The sequence below is a fragment of the Microbulbifer sp. SH-1 genome (genome assembly GCF_011326135.1).
Taxonomy (GTDB): Bacteria; Pseudomonadota; Gammaproteobacteria; order Pseudomonadales; family Cellvibrionaceae; genus Microbulbifer; species Microbulbifer harenosus.
The window spans coordinates 3,282,384-3,298,464 of sequence record NZ_CP046948.1; the positions used below are offsets into that span (position 1 = coordinate 3,282,384).

17 protein-coding genes are annotated in these 16,081 nt (G+C 61.2%); 4 read left to right on the plus strand and 13 right to left on the minus strand.

What is annotated here, in order from left to right; all coding sequences use genetic code 11:
* Positions 1-48: 48 nt before the first annotated feature.
* The 6 genes from GNX18_RS13430 to GNX18_RS13455 all read right to left on the minus strand — a co-directional run bounded on the left by GNX18_RS13430 (position 49) and on the right by GNX18_RS13455 (position 5,082).
* Positions 49-459, minus strand: coding sequence for an ACT domain-containing protein (locus GNX18_RS13430; RefSeq protein ID WP_138236647.1), 411 nt, complete (start codon positions 457-459; stop codon positions 49-51).
* Positions 460-483: 24 nt separating this feature from the next.
* Positions 484-1,359, minus strand: coding sequence for a hypothetical protein (locus GNX18_RS13435; RefSeq protein WP_166218738.1), 876 nt, complete (start codon positions 1,357-1,359; stop codon positions 484-486).
* Positions 1,360-1,519: 160 nt separating this feature from the next.
* On the minus strand, positions 1,520-2,068 hold the full coding sequence (locus tag GNX18_RS13440; RefSeq protein WP_166218740.1) for a hypothetical protein: 549 nt from the start codon (positions 2,066-2,068) through the stop codon (positions 1,520-1,522).
* 127 nt (positions 2,069-2,195) lie between these two features.
* Positions 2,196-3,443 carry a hypothetical protein gene (locus GNX18_RS13445; RefSeq protein ID WP_166218742.1) on the minus strand — a complete coding sequence of 416 codons (1,248 nt, stop codon included), beginning with the start codon at positions 3,441-3,443 and terminating at the stop codon, positions 2,196-2,198.
* A 97-nt stretch (positions 3,444-3,540) separates the two neighbouring features.
* Positions 3,541-4,218, minus strand: a complete 678-nt coding sequence (locus GNX18_RS13450; RefSeq protein WP_166218744.1) for a thiol:disulfide interchange protein DsbA/DsbL — start codon at positions 4,216-4,218, stop codon at positions 3,541-3,543.
* Between the two features lie 213 nt (positions 4,219-4,431).
* A complete protein-coding gene (locus GNX18_RS13455) occupies positions 4,432-5,082 on the minus strand; it encodes a cytochrome c (RefSeq protein WP_138236652.1) in 651 nt (216 codons plus the stop codon).
* A gap of 136 nt (positions 5,083-5,218) precedes the next feature.
* Here GNX18_RS13455 and yihA point away from each other — a divergent pair, with 136 nt between their 5' ends.
* Entirely contained in the window at positions 5,219-5,902 is a 684-nt protein-coding gene (gene yihA, locus GNX18_RS13460; protein ID WP_138236653.1) for a ribosome biogenesis GTP-binding protein YihA/YsxC, read from the plus strand.
* Positions 5,903-5,935: 33 nt separating this feature from the next.
* Here the strand turns inward: yihA and GNX18_RS13465 are convergent, their stop codons facing one another.
* From GNX18_RS13465 to polA, 3 genes are all read right to left on the minus strand, one after another.
* Positions 5,936-6,115: a hypothetical protein gene (locus GNX18_RS13465; protein WP_166218746.1), complete on the minus strand. Its 180-nt coding sequence runs from the start codon at positions 6,113-6,115 to the stop codon at positions 5,936-5,938.
* Between the two features lie 16 nt (positions 6,116-6,131).
* Positions 6,132-6,611 (minus strand): hypothetical protein, encoded by a 480-nt coding sequence (locus GNX18_RS13470; RefSeq protein ID WP_138236655.1) that lies wholly within the window; start codon positions 6,609-6,611, stop codon positions 6,132-6,134.
* An 849-nt stretch (positions 6,612-7,460) separates the two neighbouring features.
* Positions 7,461-10,205 carry a DNA polymerase I gene (gene polA, locus GNX18_RS13475; protein ID WP_166218748.1) on the minus strand — a complete coding sequence of 915 codons (2,745 nt, stop codon included), beginning with the start codon at positions 10,203-10,205 and terminating at the stop codon, positions 7,461-7,463.
* Positions 10,206-10,418: 213 nt separating this feature from the next.
* Here polA and GNX18_RS13480 point away from each other — a divergent pair, with 213 nt between their 5' ends.
* The gene (locus GNX18_RS13480) at positions 10,419-10,844 is read left to right on the plus strand and encodes a hypothetical protein (RefSeq protein WP_166218750.1); all 426 of its coding nucleotides are present in this window, start codon (positions 10,419-10,421) and stop codon (positions 10,842-10,844) included.
* A gap of 30 nt (positions 10,845-10,874) precedes the next feature.
* On the opposite strand, the gene GNX18_RS13485 is transcribed toward GNX18_RS13480, so the two are convergent.
* Positions 10,875-11,819 (minus strand): metal ABC transporter substrate-binding protein, encoded by a 945-nt coding sequence (locus GNX18_RS13485; protein WP_240914011.1) that lies wholly within the window; start codon positions 11,817-11,819, stop codon positions 10,875-10,877.
* Between the two features lie 134 nt (positions 11,820-11,953).
* Between GNX18_RS13485 and znuC the strand changes: the two genes are divergently transcribed.
* Complete coding sequence (znuC, locus tag GNX18_RS13490; protein WP_166220636.1) at positions 11,954-12,745, plus strand: zinc ABC transporter ATP-binding protein ZnuC; 792 nt, start codon at positions 11,954-11,956, stop codon at positions 12,743-12,745.
* The gene (locus GNX18_RS13495; RefSeq protein ID WP_166218754.1) at positions 12,742-13,551 is read left to right on the plus strand and encodes an iron chelate uptake ABC transporter family permease subunit; all 810 of its coding nucleotides are present in this window, start codon (positions 12,742-12,744) and stop codon (positions 13,549-13,551) included. The genes znuC and GNX18_RS13495 overlap by 4 nt, the downstream gene beginning before the upstream one ends.
* Before the next feature lie 21 nt (positions 13,552-13,572).
* Here GNX18_RS13495 and GNX18_RS13500 read toward each other — a convergent pair whose 3' ends face one another.
* The 3 genes from GNX18_RS13500 to cyoE all read right to left on the minus strand — a co-directional run bounded on the left by GNX18_RS13500 (position 13,573) and on the right by cyoE (position 16,069).
* Positions 13,573-14,364: a CPBP family intramembrane glutamic endopeptidase gene (locus tag GNX18_RS13500; RefSeq protein WP_166218756.1), complete on the minus strand. Its 792-nt coding sequence runs from the start codon at positions 14,362-14,364 to the stop codon at positions 13,573-13,575.
* Between the two features lie 125 nt (positions 14,365-14,489).
* Positions 14,490-15,158, minus strand: coding sequence for an SCO family protein (locus GNX18_RS13505; protein ID WP_166218758.1), 669 nt, complete (start codon positions 15,156-15,158; stop codon positions 14,490-14,492).
* 2 nt (positions 15,159-15,160) lie between these two features.
* Positions 15,161-16,069, minus strand: coding sequence for a heme o synthase (gene cyoE / locus GNX18_RS13510; protein ID WP_138236663.1), 909 nt, complete (start codon positions 16,067-16,069; stop codon positions 15,161-15,163).
* Between the last annotated feature and the right edge of the window lie 12 nt (positions 16,070-16,081).

Below are 16,081 nucleotides of genomic sequence, written 5' to 3' on the forward strand. Positions count from 1 at the left end.
GCACTCCCTGCCGTCACAGTGTCGGTCTAGATGCGGTTTTACGTGCGTTCAGCTGTACTGCAGGCGGTTGCTGATGCCGTGCAGTATCTGCATGGCCTGGGCGGTGTCGCGCTCGCTGACCAGGATGTGCTCGTGGTAGCGGGCGGAGACCACGTTGGCGTGAATACCGGCATCCGCCAACTCTCGCACCATGATGGCGGTGAGTCCGGGGACCTGCAGGCAGGAGGAAAAGTGCAGGGTGATCTGGCGGAATTCCCCTACCCTGGCCAGGTTTTCGCGCTCGGCGACCTCCCGCGGCAGCAGCGCACACAGCCCCTCGCGCTCGCGAAAAATGCACAGACACTCGCCGAGCAGCTGCTGCAACTGCTCCTCACTCAGCTCGCACATCACCAGCGGCTCCCGGTTGAGAATCGGGCTCAGGCGTTGCAATAGCTGCTCGATCTTTACCTGTGCGTTCATGGGCGTCTCCGGATTGATCTGGAATCAGTTGGGCTGGCGTTTTCGGGGTCTGCTGCCGGGCTTGGCGGCGCGGTCTTTCACCCGGGCTTTGGCGCTCTGCTTGCGCTGTTGCCGCGGCGCGTCGGGCTTATTCGCAGGGGTGTTCTGGGCCGGGCCGAACTCTTCGCCATCAAATTCGGGTTCACCTTCCACGGGCGTGGTGTCCACCAGCTCCTGCTCGCGCGCCGCCTCCATGTCCCAGCGATCCAGCGCCAGATCGATATCCTTCTCGATATCCATGCGCGGGAATACCGGGCAGGGCGCATCTTTCTCCGGGTTGTGCCAGCCGGACAACGGCGCCACAAACACCACCAGGGACTTATGCAGGTAGTTGGTGCCAATGCTGGCTTCGGTCCAGGTGGTCTGCCAGGCGTACTTGCCCTTTACCGCGTAATCACTTTCGTAGGATTTCAGGGTGAGGAAATAGGGATAAACCTTGCCGCCTCGGCACACGATGCGGCGCTCGGTCTTGATGTTGGCCATCTGGGTGAAAGGATCGAAATACCAGCGGATGTCATAGCCGTAGGCAAACTCCATATTGCCGCCCTGCTCGGAAAAGGCGTAGGAGCGGCCGCTGCCATCCTTGTTCAGGCTCCACACGTGCTGGGCTTCACCGTCGCGGGAAATCAGCCAGTTGCCCACCCACTGATCGGCTTGCAGACGGGATTTTGCCTGCCAGCCGCGGTACTCAGCTTCGGCGTCGCCCTCTGTTCCGGTTTCCTGCGGTTCTTCTTCCGGCGTGGCGGCACCTTCCTGCGCATCGGTGGCACGTGCGCTGCTCTGGGGCGCCGCACCGGCACTCAGGGCAAGGGCGGTGAATACCGCCAGCAACAGTGTGGGAATAAAGCGTTGCTGTTTCACAGCCGGTCTCCGCTTGCGCTTTATTCATCCCTGAAACTGGTTTCGTCGATCGGGTCCGGCCCGCAGTTCCGCACCGCCGGAGGGTCTTACCTGACCGCACTGACGGTGGAAACTTCGCTGCGCCGCCACGTTTTGCCGTGGTCTGCGTGTCCGGCAACCCTTATTGGTTGCCCGCGGATGCGGTCTGCTGGGTATCCCTGCCGTCGGCCCGGTACAGATTGGGGCATTCGGCACCGTGGTTGGGGGTTTCCCAATTGGGTAGACGGCGCTGGAAGGCGAGAATGCCGCCGTTGTGCTGGCGCCAGTGACGACCGTCAATCACGTTGAAGTCTAGGGTGACAGGACTCCAACCGGTAAATTGCGCGTACACCATGCCGCTGTTGCAGTGCAGGGTGCCACCGGTGCGGATGCGCACCGTGTCGCCATCCATACGCCAGGAGATCGCGAAACCGTGGGTGAGCTGGCCATCGGCGCGAAAGCCGTGGGCAAATCCGGTGCCGTCCGCCTTGAGCTGCCACACCAGCTGTTCATCACCCTGCCCGACTACGAGCCAGTTGCCTGCCCACTGTCGGGCGGCAGCCTGATTTGCGGTCTGCTCCTGGGCGGAGGCGATGGCGGGAAGCAGGAAGAACACTGCGAGTACAATGATGTAGGCCTGCAGCAGCGAAAGGAGAACAGGACGGAAGGACAACTGACGCAACAACTTCATGCGGCACTCTTCTCTGTTGGGTTCTACGACTGGCGGTTATTTGCACAACCTAATTAAAAGCCTAGACGTAAATCTCAACTGTGGCAGCGGAAGCGACAAAAATCTTTGTTTCCGCGCCAGACACACACTAGGAGTGCCGAGAGCGCAGTCGGTACCACAGCAGCACACCCAATCCGAGCGCGGCGATAAACAGCAATGCCCCCCAACCATAAATCCCGGAGCCAGTGCTTGGCTGCAACTTCTCGCGGGCGCGCACCACGTTGCTCTGCAGGCGCTGAAATTTTTCGATAACTTCGTTGGTGGGCGCCTGGTCGAGGATGGCGCCGCGCAGTTCCTGCCACTGCTGGTCCAATTGCGCGGTGAGCGCGGCGTTGCGTTCCGCCAACTGCGGGCGGGATTCCAGGTAGCCCTCGCGCAAACCGAGCATCAACTGGTGGTAGGCGCTAGCGATATCGCCAGCGCGGTATGCCGCCTGCGCCAGGTACAGAAGACCAGCGGCACGCGCCAGCGGATGTTGTAGATGGCGGGTTTCCGCAGGGTGGGCCCGCCACCACATGAGGGCGTTGCGGGCCTCTTCCGGCAACTCTGCCGGGCGCAGTACCGCCATGCCGGGAAGGCCCACAAGCGCGGGATATTTTTCTGCCAGCTGCGGTGCCGGCGCGATATCGGGAGCGGCAAAGCCCGCAACCAGAACCGCAAGGGCCCAGCGCTGGCGGCTGCTGAGGTCGCCGTCCAGGTCAGCATCATGGGCGTCGTTGCGGGTGGGTTCGAGTACGTTGTAGAAGTCGTAGAGGCTCAAATTGGCCATGCGCACCGGGTCGTCGAGGCGCCGCTCCGGTTGCGCAGCGTCGCCGCGCACGCCGTGGCACCGGCTGCAGCGGTCCCGATACAGCGCCTGAGCTTCGTCACCGGAAGGCAGGGACTCCGCTGGCGAGCGCGGCAACTGGTAGAGCGCGGCGAGGCGATCGGCAGCGGCATTCGCGCGCCGGCGCACCAGATCGGGAGCGGCGCGGTCGGCGATCAGCCGGGCAAGCTCTTTGAGGCTGTCCTCCAGCTGGGCGCGGCCCGGTTTGTCTGGCAGCTGCTGCAGCAGCGCAGTGGCGACATCGACGTTGTTCTGCTGCTGGCGGTACAGCTTGTGGTCGCGGATAACGCCGTCAGCCACTGCTTCGGCATAGTCGACGGCGACGAACGACAATAGGCTCAGCGCTTTTGCGGCGATGTCCTGTTCACTTTTCCTGTCGGGGAGCTGTTGCTGGGCCCAAGCGGGGTCGATCCAGATCCACAGGGACAGCAGCAGTGCGATGTAATGAAACGGGCGGTATCGGGTCATGCGAACGGCGCGGAACCAGAGCTGGCGGAATTTTTTCGGCACCCCGCTTTAGCGTAGCAGCGGCGGCGCCAGGCCGGGGGGACGAGGCGCGCAGATACAAAAAACCCCGCGCGCGGCGGGGTTTCGGCGGTAGCGGCGATCAGCCCTTTTCGGCGCGCTCTTTCTCGACCAGGAAGTCGACCACGTCCAGCATGATCTGCTGGCCGTCGGATTTGCCCTTATAGCCTGGCAGTGAGGTGCTTACACGGTATTTACCCGCCACGACCATCTCCGGGGTACCGGAGAGTTTGTAAGCGCGCTGCTTGGCCTGGCCCTGTTTGATCTTGCTGTTGATGGCGAAGGAGTCCATCAGTTTCACCGCTTTGGCGCCGTCAGCGCCATTCTTGTCGAACAGCTCGGCGATGGCGGCATCGTCCGCCTTCCACTCGCGACCGTCGCGGGTGGCAAACATTTTGCGCTGCTGGGCAATGGCGCTGAAGATTGGGTCGTGCATTTTGTCCAGCACACCCATGGCCTCGGCCACATAGAACAGACGCGCGTGAATTTCCATCACCGGTTGCCAGATAGCGGGGATCTTAACCAGCGCCACGTCGGCGGGCATGTCTTTCTTCCACTGTTGCAGCGGTGCCTCGAAGTGGTAACAGTGGCCGCAGCCGTACCAGAAGAGTTCGGTTACCTCGACCTTGCTTTTGTCGTCCTGGGCGACGGCCTGGGGCAGCACTTCGTAGTACTCGCCGGCGTTGAACTTCCCCGGGGTTTCCTGGGCGCAGGCCGCGAGGCTCAGCAGCATGGTAAATAGGGCGACAACGGCTCTCATAAGTACTCACTCCAAACGTTTATTCTGTTTACCGCCGGCATTGTCCGCCTGGGTAGCTGACGCCAGCCTGAATATAGACCGTGGGAATTATTGAAGTTCCACGCGGGCGGCGCAACCCGGCTTCCGAAAACCGCGTCCCAAAACCCGGAAACCATACGCTAAAAACGACAAGGCCGGTCAGTGACCGGCCTCTTTATCCTGCTCTGTTACCGATTACTCGGTCAAACCGGCCACATAATTGGCGACCGCCTTGATCTCGGCATCGGACAACTGCTTGGCCACACTGCGCATGACGCGGGTATCACCGTCGTTGGCGCGGGTGCCCTCGCGGAAAGCCCGCAGCTGTTTTTCCACATACTCGGCATACTGACCGGACAGACGCGGATAGCCCGCCGGGGCATTTCCCTGACCGGTGGGAGAGTGGCAGCCCATGCATGCGGGGACATTGGTGGTTGAGTTGCCAGCGCGGAACACTTTGCGACCCAGCGCCAGACCATCGACGTTGTCACCGCTGTTCAGCATCACGGAGAACGCTTCGGAGCCGGACAGCTGCATGTTCTGGGCGTTGAAGTACGCCGCCACGTCGGCCATGTCCTGATCGCTCAGGTTGTCCAGCATGCCGGTCATCTCCGGCACTTTGCGCGTGCCATCCTTGATGTCGTGCATCTGCTTGAGCAGGTACTTCTCACCGAGACCGGCGATTTTCGGAAAGGTCGGCGCCGGGCTGTTGCCATCCGCACCGTGGCAGGCCGCGCAAACGGCCGCCTTGGCCTGGCCCGCACTGGCGTCACCGGCGGCGTGGCCCAACTGGGCAAACGCCACCATCCCCAAAGCCAGAGCGGCCTTCTTTATAATGCTGTTCATACGTCGTCCTGTTGCGCGCTGAGGTTCTGCATCCGATCTTCGTTGCTGGCAGCAACCATACGCCCGGCAGCCATCAGCGACGATAAAACCGCGGCATTATATACTTGCGCGCCATCTGAGTGTACCGGGAAGACTCATGTCTGAATCCAATCCAGAACAAATCAATTTTCGCCGCGCGCAATTCCTTACCAGCGCGCCCACCCTCGCCGAATGCCCGGAGGATTCCGGTGCCGAAGTGGCATTTGCCGGGCGCTCCAACGCCGGCAAGTCCAGCGCCATCAACGCGCTTACCAACAACGGCAAGCTGGCGCGCACCTCCAAGACTCCGGGGCGCACCCAACTGATCAATTTTTTCTCACTGACTGAACATCAGCGCCTGGTCGACCTTCCCGGCTATGGCTACGCCAAGGTAACCCGCTCGATGAAGGACGAGTGGCAGCGCCACCTGGCTTTTTACCTGGAACAGCGCCGCTGCCTGAAGGGGCTGGTGCTGCTGATGGATATCCGCCAGCCGCTGAAGGAGTTTGACCTGCATATGCTGACCTGGGCGGTCAGCTCCGGCCTGCCGGCGCATATCCTGTTGACCAAAGCCGACAAGCTGAAGAACGGCCCCGCCAACAACGCGCGTTTTGCGGTGGAAAAGGAGCTGAAGGCGCTCAACCTGTTTACCAATGTGACGGTGCAGACCTTCTCGGCCACCAAACGCCAGGGGCTGGAAAAGCTCGAACAGCGCCTGAACCAGTGGCTGGCGCTGCCTGCGGGAGAGCCACAGGAGATAGATGAGGAAGACGCCGGCAGCGAGGACGGCAACTCGGATTAAACGTGTGTACGGCAGGCAGTGGCGCAGGTGGGCTCAGGGATTGCTGCCAAACGCCTCTTCTTTAAGGCTGTCCAGTAGAATCCTGCGCAACACCCTTCGGGCCGCGGGGTTTAACCCCCGCAGCTGTTCCGCGGTGAGATGGCGGCCGGCAATCAACGACGCCAGCGCCTGCTGGCTGATCTGAATCTTGAGGTAATTGTCGCGCGCGGACATGGGGCTCCCCCCTCTTTCAGTGCAACCTTGTTGCCGCACTGCCCACAGCGGCCTGGACCCCGCCGGCCCGCGCATCGCGAACGCGCCCGCGCCAGGGCTCGGGAATGCTCGCCTCGGCAGTGTACAGCGTGCGAATACAGTCCGCCGTCAGCTGGTAGCGGGCGCGGTCCGCCAACTCCCGCGCCAGGCGGGAACTGGAGGTGACCAGTACATAATTGGCGTGCCCGCTGTCACCGCGCTGGCGGTAGGCGTCGATCAACAGGCGTGCGCTGTCGGTAAAGCGCATCGCGGCCACAGAATATCCCGGTGCGCGCGCACCGAGCAGGAAGTCTGCCAACTCAAACGCACACCCCAGAAACGGCACCGCCTCGGCGAACTGCCCCTCCTCGCACAGCAGGCTGCCCCGCTCCAGCCAGTCCAGCCACGCCTGCTCCGCGCGGCGCGCATCACTCATCAACCACTGGCGGTGGTTGGCACACAGATATCTCAGGTTCACGGCAACTCCTCGTTCCGGGCTACAGAAAGTCTACTTGAAACAATGCTAATGCGAAGCATTATCATTTTCAATTGTTAAATCAGGGCTCTGCTCAGCACAGGAGGCTTGCTCCGCCAGAATTCTACTAGACTGTAATTAAGTACCCGATTTCCCGGTGCAAACCGGAATGAAGAAGTGACCTTGTCGGAAAGACAGGCAAAAAAAAGCCGGCAGATTGCAGCTGCCGGCCAGGGGTCAGTGCCCTTGGGGACGGGCACTTGGGGAATGCGCCCAGGGGGACGGGCGCATCCTTGGGTTCTCACCCAAATTCCACTGCATCCGATGCATTTCCTTCAATACAAAGACTAAGCTCGGCGGCGAAGGTTCCCCACTTTTTTCGCCACTGTCGGATGCTGAAACTGTATCCCACATTTCTCCCAGCCGGGGGCATATTATTTCTGTTCTGAGACTTTATTCCCCCGCAGGTGATCAAAACCCGCGCCTGTAGGTAATGTTCAGGCACACGCGCCATCAGTCGCTCAAAATTCAGGCAAAAAAAAGCCCCGATGGGGGTAGTCTCGGGGCGAGGGGCTTCTGACTAAGCTTTGGGGATGATGTTGCAATCCAACGATCTGCTTCTTAGAGAGCCCCGTTTTCGGGTAGTTCCGCCGTTTCTGAAAAAAATCGAAAAAATATTTAGTGGCGCGTTGAAACGGGACGCTGTGGCGGCGCCGCTACCGGGTACTGCCTTGTGAGACACGCCGTGACCCCATCCCTGGGGGCTCTTATAAAACATCCCTGTTTTAGAAGGTCTCACAAGGCAGTACCCGGCATCGGCACCTTCGCATCCAAGTTCCGGGACTCTTACATTTAGTGCGCCTCATCCCAGTTCGCCCCCTCTCCCAGATCCGCAATCAGCGGCACATCCAGTTTCGCCGCCCCCTGCATCAATTCCGGAAGCCGCTTCACCACCCGCTCGCGCTCGTCCGCCGGCACTTCCAGTACCAGCTCATCGTGCACCTGCATGATCAGGCGGGTCTTGAGTTTTTCCTCGCGCAACCAACCGTCCACCGCGATCATCGCGCGCTTGATGATGTCCGCCGCGGTGCCCTGCATCGGTGCGTTGATCGCGGTGCGCTCGGCGGCCTGGCGCTGCATGGCGTTGCGCGAGTTGATCTCCGGCAGGTACAGACGGCGGCCGAACAGGGTTTCCACATAGCCCTTGTCCGCCGCCTGCTTGCGGGTATTTTCCATATACGCGAGGACCCCGGGATAGCGCGCGAAATAGCGGTCGATATAGGTCTGTGCATCTGCGCGCGGAATATCCAGCTGCTTGGCGAGACCGAAGGCGCTCATGCCGTAAATCAGGCCGAAGTTGATTGCCTTGGCGCGGCGGCGCTGTTCGTCGCTGACTTCCTGCGCCGGCACCTCGAATACCTCCGCAGCGGTCGCGCGGTGGATATCGGCCCCCTCGGCGAAGGCTTCCAGCAGACCTTTGTCGCCAGACAGATGCGCCATGATGCGCAGTTCAATCTGTGAATAGTCGGCGGCCACAATCACGCTGCCGCCGTTGATGCGCGGATCGGCCACAAACGCCTGGCGGATACGGCGGCCCTCCTCGGTGCGGATCGGAATGTTCTGCAGGTTAGGATCCGAAGACGACAGGCGCCCGGTAGCGGCCACCGCCTGGTGGTAAGACGTGTGCACACGGCCGGTGGCCGGGTCGATCATCAGCGGCAGCTTGTCGGTATAGGTATTTTTCAGCTTGGCCATGCCGCGGTACTGCATGATCAGTGCCGGCAGCCGGTGGGACAGCGCCAGTTCCTGCAGCACCGGCTCCGCGGTAGACGGCGCCCCCTTGGGAGTTTTCTTGATCACCGGGATCTGCAGTTTCTCAAACAGAATGGTACCGAGCTGTTTGGTGGAACCGAGATTAAATTCTTCCCCCGCTTCCTCAAATGCCTTTTGCTCCAGCTCGCGCATTTTCTGTTCCAACTCGCCGGACTGCTTTTTCAGCATCGCCGCATCGATATAGGCCCCGTTGCGCTCGATGCGGGTAAGTATTGGCACCAGTGGCATTTCAATCTCGTCGAGCACTTTTACCAGGCTAGGCTCTTTTTCGAGACGACTGCTCAGCTCGCGATGCAGGCGCAGGGTGATATCCGCATCCTCCGCCGCGTAGGGACCGGCCTTGTCCAGTTCGATCTGGTTGAAGGTGAGCTGCTTGGCGCCCTTGCCGGCGATGTCCTCGAACTTGATCGTGGTTTCACCGAGATACATCTGCGCCAGGCTGTCCATATCGTGGCGACCGGCAGTGCTGTTCAGCACGTATGACTCAAGCATGGTATCGCGCGCGATGCCGCGCAGTTCGATACCGTAGTTGGCCAGGATATGGCTGTCGTACTTGAGGTTCTGGCCGACTTTCCGGTACTTCTCGCTCTCGAGAATGGGCTTGAGCTTGTTGAGCGCGCTGTCCAAGTCCACCTGCGCGGGCGCACCCATATAGTCGTGGGCGAGTGGCAGATAGGCGGCCTCTCCGGCTTCCACCGCAAAGCTCACCCCCACCAGTTTCGCCTGCATGTAGTTGAGGCTGGTGGTTTCGGTGTCGAAGGCAAACACCTCAGCGCTCTTCAGTCTTTCCAGCCAGTTATCCAGTTCTTTTTCATCGGTGATGACGCTGTAGTTGCGCTCGACCGCCAGCGCTTCCACCGCCGACTCAGCATCCCCGCCGCCGCCGAGCTCATCCACCCAGCTGCGGAACTCCAGTTCGGTGAACAGCTCGCGCAATCGTTCGCTGTCCGGCTCGCCATTGGCCAGCGCATCGGGCCTGTGCTCCATCGCCACGTCGGTCTTGATGGTGGCAAGTACGTAGGACATGTCTGCGGCGTCCTTGTGTTCGGCCATTTTTTTGCCGAGGGTTTTGGCGCCGCGCACGTTGATCGAAGCAATGGCATCCAGATTTGCGTAGATGTCTTTCAGGCTTCCGAGATTCTGCAGCAGCGCCAGCGCGGTTTTCTCACCAACGCCGGGTACACCGGGGATGTTGTCCACCTTGTCGCCCATCAACGCGAGAAAGTCGATGATCAGCTCCGGCCCCACACCGAACTTTTCTTTTACTCCATCGACGTCCAGCACCGTGTTGGACATGGTGTTCACCAGGGTGACGCCGGGGCGCACCAGCTGCGCCATGTCCTTGTCGCCGGTGGAGATGATGACATCCATGCCCAGCTCGGCGCCCTGCAGTGCCAGGGTACCGATCACGTCGTCCGCTTCCACACCGTCGATCACCAGGCGCGGCAGGCCCATGGCATCGATGATGTCGTGGATCGGCTGGATCTGCGCGCGCAGGTCGTCCGGCATTGGCGGGCGGTGCGACTTGTAGTGCTCAAACAGCTCGTCGCGAAAGGTCTTGCCCTTGGCATCGAACACCACCACCACCGGGCTATCGGGATGCTCTTTCAGGTGCTTGCGCAACATGGAGATCACCCCGCGCACGGCACCGGTGGGCTGGCCCTTGCTGGTAGCCAGTGGCGGCAGGGCGTGGAAGGCGCGGTAAAGGTAGGAGGAGCCGTCGACCAGGATCAGGGGTGCTGCGGCGTTTTTGTCATTGCTCATAGAAAATCGGGGAATTCGGTTGCAGGTAAATGGCAGGGCGACAGGATAACCGCGTTCGCCGGATTTCGCTGCGCTCGCGCCCATTCTTTTCCATCACGCTCCTTCAGCCGCTTTCTTTCCGCCGCCTGCATCGCGCCAGTCATCGCAGTGTCACCACCACCCGCACGGGGGCTTCTAGGCTTGTATCAGGGAAGACGCACAGAGGTAATCACCATGAAACCCCGCCTTTATTCCGCGGTGTTGCTGGCTGCGGTTCTGGCCGGTGGCGCACAGGCTGCGGATCACGCCATGGAGCATGTGGAGGTCATTGGCTACCCTGCGCCGAAGATGGCGGAGCAGGTCGCCGAAGGCAAAATCGACGCCGCGCAGTTAGCGAAACAACAGCGCCAGGAACTCTTACAACATCTGCAAAAGTCCCTGCGCAAGCAACTGGCAGCGGTGCGTCGCGAGGATGCCATCGCGGGTGAGGAAACCGCCGCTCGGGAATCGCCGCACCCGCAGCAGGGGCAACTGGTGCCGGCGGGCGCGGAAAGTGTGCCGGTCAAACTTGAGCAGCCGCCAAAGCTGGAACAAAAAGCCGGGGAACGTCAGCCGGCGCAGGAAGCCGAGGGCGTCGATGCACAGCAGGAGCCGTCCTGATTCGTTGGAGTCGACCAGGCGCCGACGCGCTCACCGGCTGCGGTCGGGCACACGGCTGAGGCACAGACGCGCATCCGCCAGCAGTTGCTCCATGAGCTGGCGATAGTCCGCATCGGCGGGCAGCAGTGCGCCCAGCGGATCGAGGGCCTGATAGCCGAGCTTGAGATGCACAGCGGTCTGGCGGTCGCGGTCATTGGCCGGGACCTCGCCGAACAGGCAGCCGCGCACGAAACCGCTCTGTGTGGTCTCCGAGCGGCTTTCGGCCGGCACTGCCGCTTGTTTCTCGAGCATGCTGCGGGCGCCGTGCTGGTGGCTGGCGGAGCTACCCAGGCTTTCCACTTTTACTCCGGCCGCGCCGAAGAAATGCCCGTAGGCTTTATGGGTAGAAACAATGGGCACATCGCGGTAGCCCCAGAGCGCACGGTCCTGCACTTTCTGCAGGTTGGCCATGGCGCGGGAGAAGTCCCGCGCGCGCGCGCGGTAGGCATCTGCCTGTGCGGGATTCAGTTCGCCCAGGCGCGTGGCGATATGCGCGGCCATCACCGCCGCGTTGCGCGGGCGCAGCCACAGGTGGGGGTCGTCCTCCTCCGCACCATCAAATTCATAGCCTCCGGCTTCCAGCAGGCCGAGCTGGCGATCCGCCGGCAGCAGCGACATCTGCCGCGCCAGCACCGATTCCATCGCCGGTCCCATCCAGATCACCAGCTGGGCCTTTTCCATCGCCATGCGGTCGGTGACCGTGGGGGCATAGTGGTGGGGATCGCTGCCCTGTATAAGCTGACGAACAGGAACCTCCTGGCCGGCAATTTCCCGGGTGATCATCGCCAGCGGGCCGACACTTGCCACAATCTCCGCGCCGGGTGCGGGCCGATCGGGCTGCGGTTTTCCGCACGCCAGCAGCAGCACACCCAGCGCGGGGACAAGCAAACGGATAACGGCGGTTTTCAGCGATGCCCGCTGAGACAGAAACTTCAACATGACTACCTGGTTCGACACCGGGTGCGAGTCCCGGGTTGGCGAAAAATAGTGCGATATAATCACACCCGGCTTACACTCGCCAGCCGAATTCACCCATCCCGGTTAGCTAAACACCCGATCTGGAGTCTCCCCTGAGCGCACCCGCACCGCTTATCCGCGCCCACAATCTCGGCCTGGAAATCGCCGGGCGGCAACTGCTGCGGAATATTTCCCTGGAGCTGCACCCGTCAGAGATTGTCACCGTCATCGGCCCCAACGGCGCCGGCAAAACCACTCTGTTGCGCCTGCTGCTGGGGCTGACAAAACCGACTTCCGGCCGAGTGGAGCGCCGTCCCGGCCTGCGTCTGGGTTATATGCCACAGCGCCTGCAGATCGACGCCACCATGCCAATGACCGTGGGACGCTTCCTGCAACTGGGAATTGATGGAGTGAATATCGCCGATGCCCTCGCCCGCGTCGGTGCGCCACAGCTGGCAGATGCGCGGCTGGCGGATCTCTCCGGGGGTGAAATGCAACGTGTGCTGCTGGCCCGGGCAGCTGCGCGCAAACCGCAACTGATGGTACTGGATGAACCCACCCAGGGGGTGGATGTGGGCGGCCAGAGCGAGGTTTACCAGTTGATCGCGCAGTTGCGCGACGAACTGCACTGCGGCGTACTGCTGGTTTCCCACGACCTGCACCTGGTGATGGCCGCCACCGACCGCGTGTTGTGCGTCAACCAGCATATCTGCTGCCACGGCCACCCGGAGCAGGTGAGCAGGGACCCGGTGTACCTGGAGATGTTCGGCGACAAGCTCGCGCTCTACACCCACCAGCACAATCACCAGCACGGCCTCGGTGGCGAGGTGGTGGACGACAGCGCCTGCAATCACGCCCACGGGCACAACCATACCCAAAACAAACCGGACCAGGACGCACCGTGAACGAATTTTCCCAGCTGCTGCACAGCCAGTTTCTGTGGTTCGCCCTCGCCGCCGGACTACTGGTCGCCGTGGTCAGCGGCCCGCTCGGCTGCTTTGCGGTGTGGCGCCGCATGGCTTATTTCGGCGACACCCTCGCCCACTCCGCCCTGCTCGGCGTAACCCTCGGTTTTGTACTGCATATCCAGTCCACCCTCGCGGTGGGCGCCAGCAGCTGCCTGCTGGCGCTGTTGCTGGTGTACTTCCACCGCCACCAGAATCTGTCGATAGATACGCTGCTGGGGATCCTCTCCCACTCCATGCTGGCACTGGGGATCGTCACCGTGAGCCTGCTGGATATCAATGTGGACCTGCTGTCGCTGCTGCTCGGCGATCTGCTTGCGGTCTCCGGCCGCGACCTGATCCTGATGGCCGCCGCCGCGGTGATCATCGCCCTGCTATTGTGGCGGCTGTGGCCGAAGCTGCTGGCATTCACCCTGCACGAGGAGCTGGCTGCGGTGGAAGGCGTAAACATTGAAAGAGTGCGCCTGGCGCTGATGTTGATGCTGGCGCTGCTGATCGCCATCGCCATGAAAGTGGTAGGTGTACTGCTGATCACCGCCCTGCTGATCATTCCCGCGGCTACCGCGCGGCGGATCTCCTCGACCCCGGAGCAAATGGCCGGTTTCGCTTCAGTGATCGGTTGTGTATCCGTGCTACTCGGCCTCGCTGCCTCGGTAATCTGGGACAGCCCCGCGGGGCCGTCTATTGTACTGGCAGCGGGAATTCTGTTTTTACTGGGGCAGTTTTGTCGTCGCGAGGCGGTGTGATTAAAACCCGTATCCCGGCATTCAGCCGGGATATCTCAGCAGCGTCATATGCAGCAGGTTCACACCCCAGTGGGTGAGCACACAGGCCCAGAAGCTCCCGCGCAACTGCCATACCAGCGCGTAACCAAGCCCCGCGACGCCAACCAGCGCCAGCAAAGTGGGCGATGCGGCCCAACCTGTGTGCAGGCCAGTGAAAATGGCGGCGATGATACATGTGCCCACCCATTTCCATTTCTTCAGCCAGGTATTCAGGCCGCGCTGGAACACCCAGCGGAAGAATCCCTCCTCGGCAATACACACGACCAGCAGATTAATCAGCGCGGCGATGGCGATAGTGGCATTCAGCTTGGGGGCAACGCCGATCAGGAATGCGCCGGCCACAATCGGGACCGCGATTACCGCGAACATCAGCGGCAGGTCGGCGCGCCGCAATGGTTGTGGCCGCATCAGCATGAACACAACGATAGTCAGGGCAATGGCCGCCTTGGCCGGGCGGAAGCTCGCGTAAATCAGATTGCCTTCGGCGTCGCTGTATGGCGCAAGCACCGCAATGTGTTCATTACCCGGAATGACGCCGCTGTTGACCACCAGCATCAGAAGTCCGGAGATTAAAAAGCTCGCGGCCTTTTTCCAGCCTGCGGTGTTTTCGATCGCCACCAGCCCAAGCCAGATAGCCGGCGCAAATACGCCGATCCAGCCAAAGGGAATAGCGAGCAGGCAGAGAAAGGCAGCGGGCAGCCAGAGGCTTTTGTTGTCGAAGGGTTCCGCAGTGCGAATTACTGGCGCGCCCTGCTGGACATTGAGTGAAAACATAGAAAATCCATTTTCAATTTTCAAGAAAGGGACATTTGGCGCCATCATAGCGGCTGTCGCCTGCAAATTCAGGACACGATGTCCGTCGTGAGACCTGCTTCGAAAAAAACACCCTGAATCTGTTGTCAGCCGTTAAAGGTTGTGCGCATGGAGCGGTACGTCAGTTTCATTTTTGCAGGATCGAGCGGCGCCTTGAAAAAAGCGTGGTAGTGACCGCGGGGATTGATCAGTACCACCTGGGAGCCATGGTCGACGGTGTAATTGCCGTCTTCCAGAGGCACTTTGTTGAATGGCACATTCAGCTGGTTGGCAAAACGTTTGAGATTGAGAAACTCCCCGGTGACACCGGCAAACTCCGGATTGAAGTAGCGCACGTAGTCGTGCAGCTGCTGCGGCCGGTCCCGCTGCGGATCGACGGACACCAGCAGAATATCCGTATCTTTGCGCGTGTCTTCGTCCAGCGTCAGGTAAAAGCTGTTCAGAGTCGAAAGGGTGGCCGGGCACACATCCGGGCAGTGGGTAAAGCCGAAAAACACCAGGGTCCAGCGGCCCGCCAGCTGTTTGGTCGTAAATTGCTCGCCGGTGTCCGCAAGCAGCTCGAATTCATCCAGAATGCGCGGGCGCTCCAGCTTGATGGCGCCGTTGGCCCGCAGCTCTGCGTCCGTGATCACCCGCGGCTGCCCCATTTTGTGCAGAAAGCCCGCGAGTACCGCAAAAATAAACAGCGTGATGGCCACGACCGTCATGAGAATGCCGCGCTTTTGCTCGGGCGTGTGCTGAACCTGACTGCTCATGTTTATACCCCGCTGGTCGGCAGCGCCACCAGGTAGTGATCCAGCAGCATAATGCAGAAAAGCGCCATCAGGTAAATGATGGAGTACTTGAACGTTTCCATGCCCGCCTTGGGATTTTTATCCCGCAACATTTCCACCGCCCAGTAGAGGAAGCCGATACCGAGCACCACCGCACCCAGCAGATAGATCCAGCCGAGCATAGCGGTGGCAAATGGCAACAGGCTCACGGCAAACAGGATGATGGTGTACAGCAGGATATGAATCTTGGTGTAGTGCACGCCGTGGGTGATCGGCAGCATCGGGATTTCCGCCTTGGCGTAATCATCGCGGCGGTGTACGGCCAGCGCCCAGAAATGCGGCGGTGTCCACGCAAAAATGATCAGCGCAAGCAGCAGACCATGGCCGTGCACGTCGCCGGTCACTGCGACCCAGCCGAGCAGCGGCGGCGCCGCGCCGGCGAGTCCGCCGATGACAATATTCTGCGGCGTCGCGCGCTTCAGAAACATGGTGTAGACCACGGCGTAGCCCAACAGGGAGAACAGCGTGAGCCAGGCGGTGAGCGGATTGACGAAGGCAATGAGAATCCCCATGCCGATACAACCGAGCACCAGCGCAAACAACAGCGCCTTGTGCGGCTCGACCCGGCCGCGGGCGACCGGACGATTGGTAGTGCGCGCCATTTTTATATCCACATGGCGATCGACCAGATGATTGACCGCGGCGGCGGAGCCGGCGCACAACGCAATGCCGAGATTACCCAGCAGTAGAATATCCAGCGGCACCATACCCGGCACCGCCAACAGCATGCCAATCACCGAGGTGAGGATCATCAGCATCACCACCCGCGGCTTGGTGAGCTCGTAGTAGTCGCGCCAGCCGGCGCGATGAACACTTACTGCCTGGATACTCATGCTTACCACCTC